The sequence below is a fragment of the Candidatus Methylacidiphilales bacterium genome, from assembly GCA_033875315.1.
GTDB lineage: Bacteria > Verrucomicrobiota > Verrucomicrobiia > Methylacidiphilales > CAZTYG01 > JANRJG01.
The window spans coordinates 23,830-39,502 of the sequence record JANRJG010000013.1; the positions used below are offsets into that span (position 1 = coordinate 23,830).

Genomic DNA, 15,673 nt, shown 5'->3' on the forward strand with positions numbered 1-15,673 from the left:
GCGGCGAGCAAACCGGAGGAATGGGATGCTGTCGAGCCGATTTACTGGTGCGTCGTGGATGATTCCGGCCGGACCCCTTGACAATATCCCTTAAATCCATAAATTTTCACGCATTCGAGGGCTATGATAGAAGTTAAAGATTTGCGCAAACGCTACGCCGGTGTGGAGGCCGTCAAAGGCATCAGCTTCCACGTGAAACGGGGGGAAATTGTCGGGTTCCTCGGGCCCAACGGGGCCGGGAAAAGCACCACCATGAGGATCCTGACGGGCTACCTGCCCGCCACTTCGGGTGACGTGCGCATCGCCGGCCACGACCTTCTGAATGAATCGCTCCAAGTGCGGCGCAAGACCGGCTACATGCCGGAAAACGTACCCCTTTACCCGGAAATGCGTGTGCGTGAATTCCTGGAATACCGGGCCGCCCTCAAGGGTCTGGACCGGCGCAAAACACGCAGCCGGGTGCCCCTGGTCATGGAAAAGTGCGGTGTCGACAGCGTGTCCGCCAAGATGATCGGTAATCTCTCGCGCGGTTACCGCCAGAGGGTGGGACTGGCCGACGCGCTGGTCCATGATCCCGAGTTGCTCATCCTCGACGAGCCCACCGCGGGTCTGGACCCCAATCAGATCCGCAGCGTGCGCGACTTGATCAAGTCGCTGGGCAAAGAACACACCATCCTGCTCTCAACCCATATCCTTCCCGAGGTTGAAATGATCTGCGACCGCGCGGTCATCATCAACCGGGGGCGCATCGAGGCTTCGGATACCCTGGAAAACCTGGCCAAAATGGTCCACACCGCCTCGCTCTTCCTGGAAGTCCGGGCCGAACGCGAGATCGCCGTCAAAAAAATCAAGGAACTGGCCCCGGTATCCGATGTGCAGGTGCACGCCGAAGCCGATGGCTGGCTCACCCTGGAGTGCCTGGCCCGGCCCGGGGAAGACGCCCGCGAGGCAGCGGACCAATTGGTCAAAAATGAAAAATGGCCCCTGCGGGAATTCCGCCGTGGCAAGGCGACACTGGAAGACGTGTTCGTCGAGCTGACCCAACAATGACTCCAACTTCCATACCGACCGGGACCAAACCATGACACGCGCATTCTGGGTTTTATTGCAACGGGAATTCGGGGCCTTCCTGCTCTCGCCACTGGCCTATGTGGTCTTTTTCTGCCTCACCTTCATCAATGCCGGCTTGTTCTACTTCTGCGTCAGCTTCATCGAACGGGGTGTGCCCAACTACACCATCATCCAGATCTTCTTCCTCATCCCGTTTTTCTGGTTCTGTGTCATCCCGCTGGCCCCGATCCTGACCATGCGTCTGTTTTCCGAGGAATACCGTGCCGGCACGATCGAGCTCCTGATGACGGCTCCGGTGACCGACTGGGATGTCATTCTTTCCAAATTTTTCGGCGCGCTTGGCTTCTTTGCCGTTCTCTGGACCCCGACGGCCCTCTTCCTCGGCATCTTCCAGAGCATCACCCACCACGCCGTGCCGATTTCCTGGGGTTCCACCCTGCTCTGCTACCTGATGGTGGTTTTCCTGGGCATGCTTTACACCGCAATCGGTCTCTATGCGTCCTCCCTCAGCCGCAGCCAGGCGGTCGCGGCCTTCCTGTCCTTCGCCATCATCATCGGACTGTTCATCGCCAGCTTCGTCGTCTTCTTCAACAACTCGACCGAGGTGGCCGATCTGGTCAACATCTTCTCCGCCCGCCGCCACATGGAAACCTTCGCCGACGGTATTTTTGATTCGCGGGTGGCCGTCTGGTATCTCTCGTCCACAGCCCTGTTCCTGGCGCTGACCCAGCGGGTCCTGGCCGCCAAACGGATCAAAGCCTAACCTTCAAAAGATTCCGACCGCAATGGCCCCATCCTCCACCCCGACCCCACCCCCGGTTTTCACCCACACCTCCAGCAGGCGGATTCTGCGGCTGAATCACTACATCGGCCTCATCCTGATCCTCTTCATTTTTCTCGCCGTCAACGGGATCTCCTACAAGCACTTCTACCGAAAGAATCTCTCCAACAACCCCTACACCCAGCTCGGCAGCCAGACCCTGGGGATCATCGGCTCGCTCCCGGCCCCGGTCACCATCACCAATTTTGTCTCCGGCCAGGGCGGTGACGGTTCCGAGATGATCGCCAGCGATGTCGACAAGGTTCTGGACGAGTACCGTTTCCGCTCCAACGGCAAGGTCGAGGTCCGCCGGGTCAATCCCTACACCAACTTCAGCGAGGCCCGCGCCATCGCCACCGAGCAGAAGATCACCACTGATGAGAACGTGCTCATCATCCAATACAAGGACCAGACCAAGGTGCTCAACTACCGCGAGCTGGCGGAAATCGACAATTCGGGTGCGTTCATGGGCGGGGCTCCGCGCTTGATCGCCTTCAAAGCGGAAGAGGCCGTGACCTCGGCCATCCAGGCACTGGTCGCCGGGGCCAAGTCGAATGTCTACTTCCTCACCGGCCACGGCGAATACAACACAGATTCGGCCGACAACGAACCGGCGGGTTATTCCCGTCTGGCCGCGCAGGTCCGCCGGCAGAATGCCGAACTTCGCAAGCTCAACCTGGCCCAAACGCCGGAGATCCCGGCCGATGCCGAGTTGCTGGTGATCGCCGGTCCCCGTCAGCCCTACACAGCCGTGGAGGTCGAAATCCTCAAAGCCTACCTCGCCCGGGCGGAGAAGCCCGGACGCTTGCTGCTCCTTCTCGATCCCTTGGTCGTTACCGGCCTGGAAAACCTGCTTGCCGGATATGGGGTCGTTTTCAACCCGGACATTGCCACCACCCGCATTTCCGTCCTGGGCCAGGCCCGTCTCCTCATGGAGGGGATCGCGACGACGTTCTCGGACCACCCGGTGACCAATTGGCTGGTCAAAAGCCAGAACAACATCACCTTGGGCCCCACCCGTTCGCTCACAGTCAAGAAGCCCGACAACCTGGCCGAGGGTCAGGTCGTGGCCCTGGCCATGACGCCGGAAGCTTACTGGGGGGAAAGCCAGCCCCAGACCAAGCCGGTCCAATTTGATGCCAATGCCGACCGCCCGGGACCGCTCACCCTGGCCGCGGCGATCGATTTGGGACGGGTCACTGGAGGCGACATGAAAGTCAAGGGCGCCAAGGTTTTCGCCGTCGGCGGGGGTGAATTCCTCACCAACCAGATGATCTCCGGCAACCAACTGGATTTCTTCCTCAACGGTTTCAACTGGCTCCTCGACAAGGAAAACAGTCTGGGCATCAGTCCGAAGGCGCCCAAGGAATTCCGTGTGGCCCTGGATGAGAACCAGCGCAAGCAGTTCCTTCTCATCACGCTGGTCGCCGTGCCTTTGGCCGCCGCCTTCCTCGGGTTCCTTGTTTGGTACCGCCGCCGCTGACCGCGTCCCACGGGTCCGGTGACCTCCCTTTATGAAAAGCTGGTCCACATTCATCCTCGCCCTGGTCTCGCTTGTCCTGCTGGCCTATCTCTACTGGGGAGGGCTGGAGTCGCCCGGCACCAAGGAAATCCAATCCCGACAATCCCTCGTTTTCCAGATTAAGGCGGACGAGGTCGATCGCTTGGAGCTGGCCGCCGGGGAGTCCACCGTCGTGGTCAAGCGCCTGGCCTCCGGCATGTGGGAAATCGAAAAACCGATCTCCTATCCGGCCGATCTCTCCAATGTGCGGCAGTTGCTCGGGGACCTCGAATTCGCCAGACGCCGCGACACCCTGAAACGGCGTGATTTCCAGGATTACGACAAAGCACTGGAGACCATGGGCCTGAAAAAGCCCAAGGTGCGGGTGGAGCTTCGCCAGGGCCGTGAAAAAACCACTCTGGCCATCGGCAACGAGACGGCCCGGGCGGGACAGTTCTACGCTTTGGTCAGTGATGGCAGCAAGGAAGAGATCGTCATCGTGGAGCGCTCCCTTGAGGAGTCCGCCCTGCGCGAATTGTCCTGGTTCCGCAAGCGTGAGATCTTTGAATTCCAGACGCCGCTCGTCACGGGGGTGGTTCTGCACAAAGGGGAGCAGGATGTCGAGTTGGTGCGCCAGGGCGACCAGTGGACGATCACCAAACCGCAGGCCGGACCGGCCGACGAAACCCAGGTGATTTCCTATCTGGCCGATCTGCTGGCGGGCAAGGTGGATGCCTTCGTGGCCGACGGGCCGGGGGACATCGTCGGTTACGGGCTTTCGACGCCATCCATGGTTATCGAGATCAAATCCGGGGAGAAAACACAACAACTGCGCATCGGCCAACCGGTGCCCGACAAACCTCAAGTTTATGCCCAGGTCGATGGACGCCCGCATGTTCTTGCTTTGCCCAAAATTTACGCCGACAAAATCGCTGACCTGCTGGCCCGGACCCAGGACCGGCGTCTGCTCGTTTTCCAGGATGCCTTCGAATTGCAGTCCTTCAAAGTTTCAGGCAAGGCCGTGGCCTCCCCATTGGCGCTGCGCCAGAGCGACGGACGCAAATGGAATCTGGATTCCGAATCCGGTCGCAAAGCGGAAAACCAGCTGGTGATCAACTTCCTCAACTCGCTCCGCGACGCCCGCGCGTCCCAGTTGCTGCCCAAATCGGACGCCGAATTGGCCAAATACGGGTTGTCTCCAGCGGCCACGGTTTTCAGCTGTACCCGCAAGTCCGATTCCGGAAAGAAGGATGTTCCGGCCGAGGAATACTTCTTCAGCGCCCCGCGCAAAGGCAAGGTTTACGCGCACAGTTCGCGCATGCCCTTCATCCTCGAATTGCCGGAAAACATCTTCACGTTGCTGCCGGTGGTTTTAAGCGATTGGTTTGAAAAGCGGGCCTCCTTTGTCTCCGCGCCCGAGCAACTGCGCAGCGTCACCTGGCAGCGCCCCGCTGGTCAGGTCATGTTGGAGCGCGCCGGGGAAGACTGGCCGGAAACACTCGGGGGTCGTCCCTTGGACAAGTCCCTCTGGTATCAGATGCAAACACTCCTTTCCGGCCTGCGGGTCGACGCATGGGTGCCGGTCAAGGAAGCGGACTTCACCCGTCCCCGCTTCAGCCTGGTCGTGCAACCCAAGGAGGGACCGGCCCAGACGGTGGATTTCATTCTCATGGGCGGTGACTCCCAGGAATACCGGGGCCGTATCCGTGGCACCCGCGAGATGTTCGTCGTGCGCGGTGCCGAGCCACAGGTGCTGGAAAATCCCCCCTATGCGGCGGAAACCCCGGCGGCCAAGGGGACACCCGCCCCGTCCCCCGCCCCGCCTCCGGCCCGACCGTAGTATTGTCGCTGCCGCGGGTTTTCCGGTGACGCCCGGCGCGGCCTTTGCTACGTTTTTCCTTCATGGCTCAAACGACTGATTCTCTCGACCGGAAGAAGCGGTTGCGGCCCAAGGTTTATGCCATCGGTATTTACGTGGTGGCTTTGTTCATCGTGGTTGAGATCCTGGTCCTGGGTTCGGCCTTTTGGATGCGCCAACGGGTGATATTGGAAACCGAGGGGCCAACGCTGGTTGAAACCGAACGGCCCGAGAAAAAGCCGGAACCCACCTCCGTTGAAGCCCTGAAGATGCCCGACCTTCCCCCGGCCCGTCTTCCGGTCGATTCCCCCCGCTCGGTTGATTCCGAGATTGTGCGTTTGAACGATGAGGCCCGGAATTTCCGTCGCAATGGCGACTTTGCCATGGCCGAGGCCGCACTCAAAAAGGCCCAGGCCCTCCAGCCCATCCACCCGCTCACCCTGACCAATCTGGCCATGTTGGAGGAAGCCCAGGGGCGCAACACCCGGGCGCTGGAATACTGGAAAGAAGTCATCGCCCTCGGAGACCGGGCCAAGGACACCATCCAACTGGCCCGCGAGCGCAGCGTAGTCATCGAAGAACGCCTCCGTCTGGAGGAGGAAAGCCGGCGTGCCGCCCTGGCCCAACAGGAGGGCCGCCATCTGGCCTTGGAAAGCGTCACCACCCAGCCCGACCCGCTCCCGGTCAAACCGGTGGAAATCCAGCGTGACTTCGTGCTCCGCGCAGTCCCCGGCAGCGACCCCATCCAGGCCAGCAAGGTGCGGGTGCAGGTTTATTTCTATGAGCGCATCGGTACGGACCGTCTGGTCTCCGTTCCCATCGAGGCCCGCTTCCTCAACCCATCGCCCGACTGGAACGCCCAGACGGCGGAAACGTTGCGTGTCCGCTACACTGCGGTCCGGGAAACGGGTGAGCCCCGCATTTACTACGGATACATCTTCCGTCTCTACTACGATGGGGAGTTGCAGGAAGAACGGGCCGAACCTTCCACCCTGTTGCGATTGAACCCCTCCCGGTGAACGAAGCCCCTGTGATACCGCGGCATGTTCACATAGACGAACCCGTGTCCTCACCTGCGTTGGAAGCGGCCAGGCTTGCAAGCTTCTCGCCAAGGGCTAATTCATAGAAATGACCGCATTTGACTTGGCCCGGGAAACCTACGCAGCCCAAGGCGTGGATGTGGAAAAAGCGCTCCAGATCCTTCCGACGGTTCCGATTTCTCTTCACTGCTGGCAGGGTGATGATGTGGGTGGATTTGAAAAAGAAACCACTAGCAAGGCCGGTGGGGGCACCCTGGTCACAGGTAATTACCTTGGCCGCGCCCGCACTCTTGAGGAACTCCAGCAGGATCTGGATTTCACCTTCACTCTGATCCCCGGCAGTCACCGGCTCAACCTCCATGCCTGTTATGGGGATTTCCGTGGGCGGAAAGCCGACCGCAACACCATCGACATCGGGCATTTCCAAGGTTGGGTGGATTGGTGCAAGTCGCGAGGACTAGGCGTCGATTTCAATCCAACCTTCTTTGCCCACCCCAAGGCCGACGAGGGCTTCACCCTATCGCATGCCGATGCGGGCATTCGGCAGTTTTGGATCGATCACGGCATCGCCTGCCGTAAAGTGGCGGAGCAGATTGGACGGGAACTTGGCAAGACGGTCATCACCAACTTTTGGATTCCCGACGGTTACAAGGACACTCCCTACGACCGCAAAGGACCGCGTGATCGCCTGGAAGCGAGCTTGGATGCGGTTTTCAAACCTGCCATCGACCCTGCCTTCAACCGCGACGCCATTGAATGCAAACTTTTCGGCATCGGGTCTGAGTCCTATGTGGTGGGTTCCCATGAGTTCTACCTGGGTTATGCGGTCAAGAACCAGAAGATCGTCTGCTTGGACGCGGGACATTTCCATCCCACGGAATCCCTGGCCGACAAGATATCGTCGGTGCTTCAGTTTGTTCCGGAGTTGCTCCTGCATGTTAGTCGCGGGGTGCGCTGGGACAGCGACCATGTCGTACTGATGGATGATCCCACCAAGGCCATTGCCGAGGAAATCGTGCGCGGAGGCTTTCTCGCCCGTACCCATATCGGATTGGATTTTTTCGACGCCAGCATCAACCGCACCGCCGCATGGGCCATTGGCACTCGCAACGCGATGAAATGCCTCCTCTTGGCCTTATTGGAACCCTCGGCCGAGCTCCGCCGGATTGAGGCCGAAGGAGATTGGACCTCAAGATTGGCCCTCCTCGAAGAAATTAAAACGCTGCCTTTCGGGGAAGTATGGGATGAATATTGCCGACGTCAGAACGCACCAGTCGGTCGGCAATGGCTCAAGGAAGTCAAGGCCTACGAAGATAACGTGTTGTCGCGGAGGAACTAGAAGAAGTCACTGAGTGAGTCGTCCACGAAGGATCGCGGAACTTGTATCCCATGATACGCTGATGCGGAGTCGACGGGGCTCGAACCCGCAACCCCCGCCGTGACAGGGCGGTGCTCTGACCAATTGAGCTACGACTCCTTAAGTAGGAAGTGAAAAAATACGCATCGTCCGATGGAGCCGCAAGTCTTTTATCAATGCCAACGTTGTGGCAATTGCTGTCGTTGGCCGGGCTTTGTCCGCCTCACCGGGGAGGACACCATCCGTTTGGCCGGGCGGCTTGGGCTGGATCCCGGGGTATTCACGGCCGAATACACCGAATTGCACCCCAACCGACAGGGTCTGGTCTTGAAAAACCAACCCGACGGCGCCTGCATCTTCCTGGACGGACGCAACGTCTGCCGCGTGCAGGACGTCAAGCCCTGGCAGTGCCGGGGCTTCCCCAATGATTGGAACTTTCCCGGTTGGCAAAAAGTGTGCGAGGCCGTCCCGGTGGCCCACTCCGGACTCCCATCATGAATGCACGGTCCTTTGAAACCATTGTCCTCGGAAGCGGCATCGCCGGGCTGACTTTCGCCCTGAAGGCCGCGCGGCGGGGGCCGGTGGCCATCATCACCAAGAAAAGCCGCGCCGAATCCAACACCAATTACGCCCAGGGCGGCATCGCCTGCGTGACTTCGCAGGAGGACACCTTTGAGATGCATGTCCGCGATACCCTCGAAGCGGGGGCCGGGCTGTGCCACGAGGAGGTGGTCCGGCGTATTGTTTCCGAGGGGCCGGAACGCATCCAGGAGTTGATCGGTTACGGCGTCCGTTTCTCCGAACGTGAAAACGCCCGCAGCGGGGAACTCGATCTGGGCAAGGAGGGCGGACACAGCAAGCGTCGAGTTCTCCATGCCGCCGACATGACCGGGCGCGAGATCGAACGCGCCCTGCTCCAAGCCATCGACCTCGACCCCAACATCCAGATTTTTGAAAACCTGGTTGCGGTCGACCTTGTCACTTCGGGTAAAGCCGGGCTCCCGGGGCCGCAGCGCTGCCTCGGGGTCTACGCCCTCGACCGTGCCGCGCAACAGGTGGTGGTGCTCTCGGCGCGGGTGGTGGTACTGGCCACCGGAGGATGCGGGAAATCCTACCTCTACACCACCAACCCCGACATCGCCACCGGTGACGGGGTGGCGATGGCTTTCCGGGCCGGGGTGCCGGTGGCCAACATGGAGATGATCCAGTTCCACCCGACCTGTCTCTACCACCCCTTTGCCAAGTCCTTCCTGATCTCCGAGGCCCTGCGCGGGGAGGGGGCGGTGCTGGTCGATGCCGAGGGCCGTGGATTCATGCAGCACTACGACAACCGGGGTTCCCTGGCCCCGCGCGACATTGTCGCCCGTGCCATCGACGCCGAGATGAAAAAAACCGGGGCCGCCTGCATGTATTTGGATATCACCGGAAAACCCGCTTCCTTCATCCGCCAGCGTTTCCCCAACATCCATGAGTTCTGCCTCAAGCTGGGCATTGATATGACCACCCAGCCGGTGCCGGTCGTGCCGGCGGCACACTATCAATGCGGTGGCGTAATGACCGACGTCGACGGGGCCACCGCCCTGCCCGGCTTGTTCGCGGTGGGGGAAGTGGCCTGCACCGGGCTGCACGGGGCCAACCGGCTGGCCAGCAATTCCCTGCTCGAAGCGGTGGTGGTCTCGCACCGCGCCTCGGTCCGGGCCGATCGGGAAGCCGGGGCCATGCCACCACCCGGGGATTTGCCGGCCTGGAGCGAGGGGGAGGCGGGGCATCCCGATGAGTTGGTGGTGGTGACGCACAACTGGAAGGAGATCCGGCAGTTGATGTGGGATTACGTCGGCATTGTCCGCACCGACAAGCGCCTGCGCCGGGCGGAAGCACGTCTGGCCTTCCTCCAACGCGAAATCACCGACTATTACTGGGATTTCCGGCTCACGCCGGATTTGATCGAACTGCGCAACCTGGCCCTGGTGGCCTCGATCATTGTCGCTTCGGCCCTGCGTCGCCGTGAAAGCCGCGGTCTGCACTACACCCTGGATTACCCACAGCTTCTGCCGGAAGCCCGCGACACCGTGCTCAGCCGCCAGGGCGATCTGCCATCCTGAGCGTGAGCAAGTGCCTGGCGGCTCCCATCACCGCAGCCGGTTGGTGATGCGTGGGATGCGCGTGTCCCGCTGCCGTTCCACCGCGTTGACGTGTCCCTCTTTGAACTCGACCTCGAGCGAGCCGACGGGGATTTTCACCCGCACCGACTGGTAGAATACCTGCCCGGTGAGGGGGTCGCGGTATGGGCGCTGCTCGATGACTGTTTCGTAGTCGACGAAGGACCATACATCGATGCGTCCGGAGTCATCGACGCGGAAGGTGCGGGTATCGGGTTTGCCCAGGGCTTTTTGGACATGGTCGAAGGTCATGCCGGGCAGGACTTCCTTTTTCTTGATCGAGGCCTGGAAGACGGACTCCTGTTCGACGATGGCACGGGCCTGTTCGATCATCTCGGAAGGCGGGGGTTGGATGAACTTGGGATCCACCCAACCTTCCATTTTGCCTTTTTGCAGGCGGACGAAGAAGGACTCAGGATGGTGGGCGACCAAGCGGACTTCGTCACCTTCGACCAGATTGCCGACGTGGGCGGAAAGCGACCGGGTGGCGTAAACCGGGGTGGGACCGAGCACTTTGAGGATGATGGGACTCAACCCCGGGACACCCTCCAAGTAAAGGGCCTCGGGATCGCGCATGGACTGGCCTTGGGCAGGGAAGGCGGAAAGGATCAGGGTGACCAGGCCCAGGTAGACCGAGAAATTCGGCATGGAGGTACCCATAGCAGAAAAAGGGCCCCAAGGCTAATGATTACGATGATGGGAGGGGAGGGGTGCCGGCGGAGGGGGTCGAACCCACACACAGTTGCCTGTACAAGATTTTGAGTCTAGCGCGTCTGCCAATTCCGCCACGCCGGCGCAAGATGAGAACTTACCACAAATCAGGCCTGTCTGGGCAAGCAGAAATCCTGGGGCGGATAATTTCAGATGAACCACCAAGACGCAGGACACCAAGATTTGGAAAAGACAGAGAAAGGTTCTTTAGACACCCGAAAGGGGATCCAATTGTTTAATTCAAAAACCAAGGTGATCTCCCTGGAGACTTGGCGTCTTCGTGGTTGATCAACAGCATCATTCTGGCGACCTCACGACCTCACGACATCGGATGTCCTTGGCCATGCCCGGAGACGGGAAGGACCTTCAGGCTGAAGCGGAGAACCAAGTCGCCATTCAACAGGATCTCGACCGGGTGGTCCCCGGCAGTGCGGAATTCCACCCCGCCGAAGACGGCCACGTTGGTGGCGTGGTTGTCCTCATTGGCCAGTTGGAAGGGGGTTTCGGTCCGGGTCATTTCCTGGTCGTCCTCAGCCGCCAGGATCCGGGTGGTCTGGTTGTACTGGCCGATGCCGTTGATCCACCGGGTGTAGACGCAGAATTTGATCAGTCGGATGGGGAGGGTGGGCGCGGGGATGACGTTCATCACGCCGACCAGGGTGTTCGAACCCGATGCTTCCAGGCGAACATCCTCGCAGATCAACGCACATTGCAGGTCGGGCCGCATCTCGGAGATAACATGGCGAATCGTCGCGGTTGCGACAAGACAATCCATGGGGGAGGTAGATGGGTTTAATACCAAATTAAAATGACTGAGCGACAGAATAACCGGGAGGGCGAGGCTCCTGGCTCAGCCCCGAAGGCTTACGGGGGAGCCAGGAGCTTCGCCCTCCCATAAGGCACTTTTACGCCCACTCAATTCAATTTGGTATAAGGGAGGAATGGTTGAAGGGAAAGGAGCCAAGCGGCTCTACTCAACCATTCAACCCTTGTTCCTCTAAACCTATCTCAGTGCCAGCGGGGGCTGGAGGATTTCCTGGAGGACAATCGCGCGGCGGAGTTGGCCGGGTTCGCGCAGGAAACGGGCGAAGCGCGTCGAGGTGCGGCCGGTGACTTCGGTGGCCGGGGCGGATTGCTGCAAGGACTCCATGTTGGCGTGCTCGATGGGGGAGAGGCTGGTGCGGGGCCGGTCCATGGCAGCGAGCAGGGTCTTGAGGTGGTCGCTGAGCCCGTCTGCCGGCTCCGGCGTGGGCTCCATGTTCCGGAAGGGTGTCGAGAGCGGGGCCCGGACCTCCTCTTGGGCCGCAGGGATGACCGGAGGACGCAGCGGCGGAGGGACCGGGGCGGCAGGCTGGGCGGGCGCTTCAGGGAGGGGCTGATTGGGCGCGCGACCCAAGGCATCCATCAGGTCGTCCCAGTTGACCTCGGCCGGCTCGTCCGGTTCCGTGGCCGGGCGCTGACGCGGCCCGCCGAAGGGATCGGGGGCCGGTTCGGCGGGTTTCTTTGACTTGTTCAACAACCCCATCAGCCACTGGATGAAGCCGACCACGAGGATGATCGCGGGGATGATCAACTCGCCGATATCGGCCGCCAGTGGCAGTTGGGGAATCATGATGGGACGGAGGTCAAGAATCAGTTAGGACTTGGCCGGTCCGCTGCCTTCCTTGGCGATGCTGGAGCGCATGTCGGTGTCGGCGCCGACATTGCGGATCTTCATGTAGTCCATGATGCCGAGGTTGCCGTTGCGGAAGGCTTCGGCCATGGCCTGGGGCACCTGGGCTTCGGCTTCGACGACCTTGGCGCGCATTTCCGCGACGCGTGCGGTCATTTCCTGTTCGACGGCCACAGCGGCGGCGCGGCGGACTTCCGCGCGGGCCTGGGCCACACGCTTGTCGGCCTCGGCCTGGTCGGCCTGGAGGCGGGCCCCGATGTTGTCGCCGATATCGACGTCGGCGATGTCGATGGAGAGGATTTCGAAGGCGGTGCCGGCGTCGAGGCCGCGGGCCAGGACGTTCTTGGAAATGCGGTCGGGATTCTCCAGGACGTCCTTGTAGCTTTCCGAGGAGCCGATGGTGGTGACGATGCCTTCACCGACACGGGCGACGATGGTTTCCTCCGTGGCGCCGCCGACGAAGCGGGCGAGGTTGGTGCGGACCGTGACGCGGGCTTTGACACGGACCCCGATGCCGTCCTTGGCCACGGCGTCGATAGTCTGCTTGCCGGAGGCGGGGTTGGGGCAGTCGATGACCCGGGGATTGACACTGGTGCGGACGGCTTCGAAGACCGACTTGCCGCTGCCGGTGGTGGCCAGGTCGATGGCGCAGGCGCGGTTGAAATCGAGGCTGAGGCCGGCCTTGTCGGCGGCGATAAGCGCGCGGACCACTTCATTGACATTGCCACCGGCAAGGTAGTGGGTTTCGAGTTGCTGGGTGTCGAGGTTGATCCCGGCCCGGACCGCGGTGATGCGCGCATTGACGATGAGCGAGGAGGGGATGCCGCGGAAGCGCATGGCGACCAGGGTCATGATGGCGACCGGGGCGCCGGAGGTCCAGGCACGCAGCCAGAGGCCGATGTAGTTGAAGATGAGCACAAGCACGACCAGGGCGATGACGCCGAGGATGATGCCGCCGAAGATGAGGATGGGTCCCATAGTGTTTGGATGATGATTGGGTTGTGGTTGGTTTAGTTGATTAGCGTGGGTCTGACAAAAATAGCGGCACCTTCGATTTTGACAATGGTCACAGTTTTCCCGGCTTCGACGTGGAGACCCTCGGTCAGGACGTCGAGGCGGCGGTCGCGGATTTTGGCGGTGCCGGAGGGGCGGAGGGCGGTCAGGGCAACGCCCTCGGCGCCGATCCAGTCAGCCGGGAGGGAGTCGCCGGATTTCTGCGATTCTGTCGTATCGAGGCGGAATTTGCTGCCGAAGCGGGATTGGGGGAAGTAGCGCATCCAGAGGAAGAAGATCAAGGTGCCCACAGCCAGTTCGATGCCCAGCGTCCAGCCCAGACCGACGGGGCCGAATTGGAATCCGGCGACAACGACGGCGGCCAGGAGCAGGGCGACACCGACCAGTCCGACGAGGATGCCGGGGAGGAAGATTTCTGCGACGGCCAGGGCGAAGCCACCAAGCATGAGGGCGGCGATCCAGATCATACGGCCTCCACCACGATGCGGTTGCCCTCGACCCGGACGATGCGGAGGGTTTTCCCTTGTTCAATGAATTCGCCCTCGGTCGTGACCTCGATGGGCCCCTGGCCGAAGTCGGCGGTGCCAACCGGACGGAGGTAGCTGAGGCTGGTGCCGGTGGCGGCTTGGCCGGGCCTCGCAGTAGGTGCGTTGAGAGGCACCGGGAGTTCGGTCGCATTGACCGCATCGAGCACGAGGGCGTGGCCGATGGGGCTGCGGGGGAGAATGCGGGCCAGGAAGAGGATGGCGGCCAGACTGAAGCCGAGGCCCATCAGGAGGTTGGTCACCGGGAGTTGCAGTTGGGGGAGCGTGGGCAGGAAGGGGTCGGTGGGGTAGCGGTCGACCATGGCCTTGAGGAGGGCGAGCAGGACGAGCGCAGCGCCGAGCAGCCCAGGAACGATGGTGCCCGGGAGGAGGAAGAGTTCGGCCGCAATGAGGGCGACGCCGAGGAGGAAGAGCAGCACGAATTCATAACCGGAGAGACCGGCAACGTAATGACCGAAGAAGAAGACCAGGGCGCAAACGATGCCCGTGATGCCAAATATTCCGAATCCGGGGGTTTTGAATTCGAGGTAGGCGCAGAGCAGGGCGGCGGAGAGGAGGAGGGGGGAGATGGCGACAATCCACGAGGAGATCTTTTCCCAGCCGGTGGGTTCCATGACCACAACAGGGGCTCCCGGGAGACCGACCCGCACCAGCAAGGTTTCGAGGGAATCGATTGTCCCGGCGGAGAGCAGCGGTTTGGGCGGGTTGCCGTAGGGGGTGGAGGCTTCTTTGTCGGTCAACGTCAGGATGTCGCCCTTGCCCACGAGTTGTTTGCCATCCTTGACCAGGCCGACCTGCTTGTTGACCATGGCATCGAAGACGGCGGTGTCATGTCCGTTGCGTTCCGCGGCCGTGCGGACCTTGGCGGCAATGGCGCTGACGATTTTGGGCGGGAGTTCGTTCACCCCGTCCTGGCCCATGGTGACCGGGGTGGCGGCACCGATGACGCTGCCGGGCTGCATGTAGATGTGGCGTGTGCCGGCGGCGATGAAGGCCCCGGCGGAATACGCGTCCTTGACCACGAAGGTGTAGGTGCGGTCGGCCGGTTCGAAGCGGGCGAGGATGTCCATGATTTCCTCGGTCGCGGCAACTTCGCCGCCCGGGGTGTCCATGCGGATGACCAGGGCGGAGGCCTTGCGGGCCAGGGCTTCCTTGACCCCGCGGCGGATCGGATAAATGGTGGCGCGGCTGATCGGGCCCTCGATGGGGAGAACATAGACCGGGCCGGAGGCTGGGGCTGAGGCCGATGAAGGGGAAGGGACATCCGCCGCGCCAGCACTAGTCAGGGAAGCGAGTCCGGCGAAAGCGAGGATGATGGCACGGAGGCAACGGGCAGTCATGATGGGTGGGTGTGCGCGCTGAGGGGATCGAACCCCCGACCCTTTCGGTGTAAACGAAACGCTCTACCGCTGAGCTAAGCGCGCGACTCCGACAAGATTAGAATAACCCGGAGGGAAGGCAAGTGCGGTGTCAGCAGGTGATTCACTCAGATGATCAAGCGCCTTACCGCACTACGGGAGGGCGAAGCTCCTGGCTCCCCCGTAAGCCTTCGGGGCTGAGCCGCCCTTGGAAAAGCATGACCTCAAACCGGCTCGGCCCCGAACGCCTACGGGAGAGCCGGGAGCCTCGCCCTCCCGCTAATCTCTGCGCTCAGTGGTATGATGTGCTGTCGCACGGGCGGCTGATTCTTTTGATCACCTTTCGGTGCATCCCATTCTCCTCAATCCGCAGCCTTTCTTCTCTGTGTCCTTTGTGCACTCTGTGGTGCAACTGCCTTTTTCCGGCTAAGAGCCTATCCGGATAACCCCCGTGGCCCGCGTGATGAGTGCCACCTGCCCGGGCCCGAGGAGGAGCGACCGCGCATATCGGGACGAGATACGCAAGGAAGAGACGACGAAGGGGGTGGGCAGGTGCCGCCATCACCC

Annotated in this window: 14 protein-coding genes and 3 tRNA genes; 8 read left to right on the forward strand and 9 right to left on the reverse strand. The window is 61.5% G+C overall.

The genetic code is table 11. From position 1 onward, the window contains the following. Window positions 1-141: 141 nt before the first annotated feature. The 6 genes from SFU85_04570 (at window position 142) to SFU85_04595 (ending at window position 7,629) form a co-directional block, all read left to right on the forward strand. Complete coding sequence (locus SFU85_04570; GenBank protein ID MDX6766045.1) at window positions 142-1,050, forward strand: ATP-binding cassette domain-containing protein; 909 nt, start codon at window positions 142-144, stop codon at window positions 1,048-1,050. Window positions 1,051-1,081: 31 nt separating this feature from the next. Then, a complete protein-coding gene (locus SFU85_04575) occupies window positions 1,082-1,834 on the forward strand; it encodes an ABC transporter permease (protein ID MDX6766046.1) in 753 nt (250 codons plus the stop codon). A 22-nt stretch (window positions 1,835-1,856) separates the two neighbouring features. Next, entirely contained in the window at window positions 1,857-3,374 is a 1,518-nt protein-coding gene (locus SFU85_04580) for a GldG family protein (protein MDX6766047.1), read from the forward strand. 31 nt (window positions 3,375-3,405) lie between these two features. Beyond that, window positions 3,406-5,232, forward strand: a complete 1,827-nt coding sequence (locus SFU85_04585; GenBank protein MDX6766048.1) for a DUF4340 domain-containing protein — start codon at window positions 3,406-3,408, stop codon at window positions 5,230-5,232. 62 nt (window positions 5,233-5,294) lie between these two features. Continuing rightward, window positions 5,295-6,269, forward strand: a complete 975-nt coding sequence (locus tag SFU85_04590) for a hypothetical protein (GenBank protein ID MDX6766049.1) — start codon at window positions 5,295-5,297, stop codon at window positions 6,267-6,269. A 109-nt stretch (window positions 6,270-6,378) separates the two neighbouring features. After that, entirely contained in the window at window positions 6,379-7,629 is a 1,251-nt protein-coding gene (locus SFU85_04595) for an L-rhamnose isomerase (GenBank protein ID MDX6766050.1), read from the forward strand. Window positions 7,630-7,693: 64 nt separating this feature from the next. Here the strand turns inward: SFU85_04595 and SFU85_04600 are convergent. Further along, window positions 7,694-7,767, reverse strand: a tRNA-Asp gene (locus SFU85_04600). A gap of 33 nt (window positions 7,768-7,800) precedes the next feature. Between SFU85_04600 and SFU85_04605 the strand changes: the two genes are divergently transcribed. Together SFU85_04605 and nadB are read left to right on the forward strand one after the other, a co-directional pair. Further along, on the forward strand, window positions 7,801-8,145 hold the full coding sequence (locus SFU85_04605; GenBank protein MDX6766051.1) for a YkgJ family cysteine cluster protein: 345 nt from the start codon (window positions 7,801-7,803) through the stop codon (window positions 8,143-8,145). Continuing rightward, on the forward strand, window positions 8,142-9,749 hold the full coding sequence (gene nadB, locus SFU85_04610) for an L-aspartate oxidase (protein ID MDX6766052.1): 1,608 nt from the start codon (window positions 8,142-8,144) through the stop codon (window positions 9,747-9,749). Before SFU85_04605 ends, nadB begins: the two co-directional genes overlap by 4 nt. Window positions 9,750-9,776: 27 nt before the next feature. Here the strand turns inward: nadB and SFU85_04615 are convergent, their stop codons facing one another. The 8 genes from SFU85_04615 to SFU85_04650 form a co-directional block, all read right to left on the reverse strand. Beyond that, window positions 9,777-10,454 (reverse strand): hypothetical protein, encoded by a 678-nt coding sequence (locus tag SFU85_04615; protein MDX6766053.1) that lies wholly within the window; start codon window positions 10,452-10,454, stop codon window positions 9,777-9,779. Window positions 10,455-10,517: 63 nt separating this feature from the next. Next, window positions 10,518-10,601 (reverse strand) — tRNA-Leu (locus SFU85_04620). A gap of 235 nt (window positions 10,602-10,836) precedes the next feature. Next, window positions 10,837-11,244, reverse strand: a complete 408-nt coding sequence (locus tag SFU85_04625; GenBank protein ID MDX6766054.1) for a hypothetical protein — start codon at window positions 11,242-11,244, stop codon at window positions 10,837-10,839. A gap of 276 nt (window positions 11,245-11,520) precedes the next feature. Then, window positions 11,521-12,129, reverse strand: coding sequence for a hypothetical protein (locus SFU85_04630; protein ID MDX6766055.1), 609 nt, complete (start codon window positions 12,127-12,129; stop codon window positions 11,521-11,523). Window positions 12,130-12,153: 24 nt separating this feature from the next. Continuing rightward, window positions 12,154-13,167 (reverse strand): flotillin-like protein FloA, encoded by a 1,014-nt coding sequence (gene floA / locus SFU85_04635; protein MDX6766056.1) that lies wholly within the window; start codon window positions 13,165-13,167, stop codon window positions 12,154-12,156. Between the two features lie 32 nt (window positions 13,168-13,199). After that, entirely contained in the window at window positions 13,200-13,670 is a 471-nt protein-coding gene (locus SFU85_04640) for an NfeD family protein (protein MDX6766057.1), read from the reverse strand. Beyond that, window positions 13,667-15,088, reverse strand: a complete 1,422-nt coding sequence (locus SFU85_04645; protein MDX6766058.1) for a serine protease — start codon at window positions 15,086-15,088, stop codon at window positions 13,667-13,669. Before SFU85_04645 ends, SFU85_04640 begins: the two co-directional genes overlap by 4 nt. 12 nt (window positions 15,089-15,100) lie before the next feature. Continuing rightward, window positions 15,101-15,172, reverse strand: a tRNA-Val gene (locus SFU85_04650). Window positions 15,173-15,673: the final 501 nt, after the last annotated feature.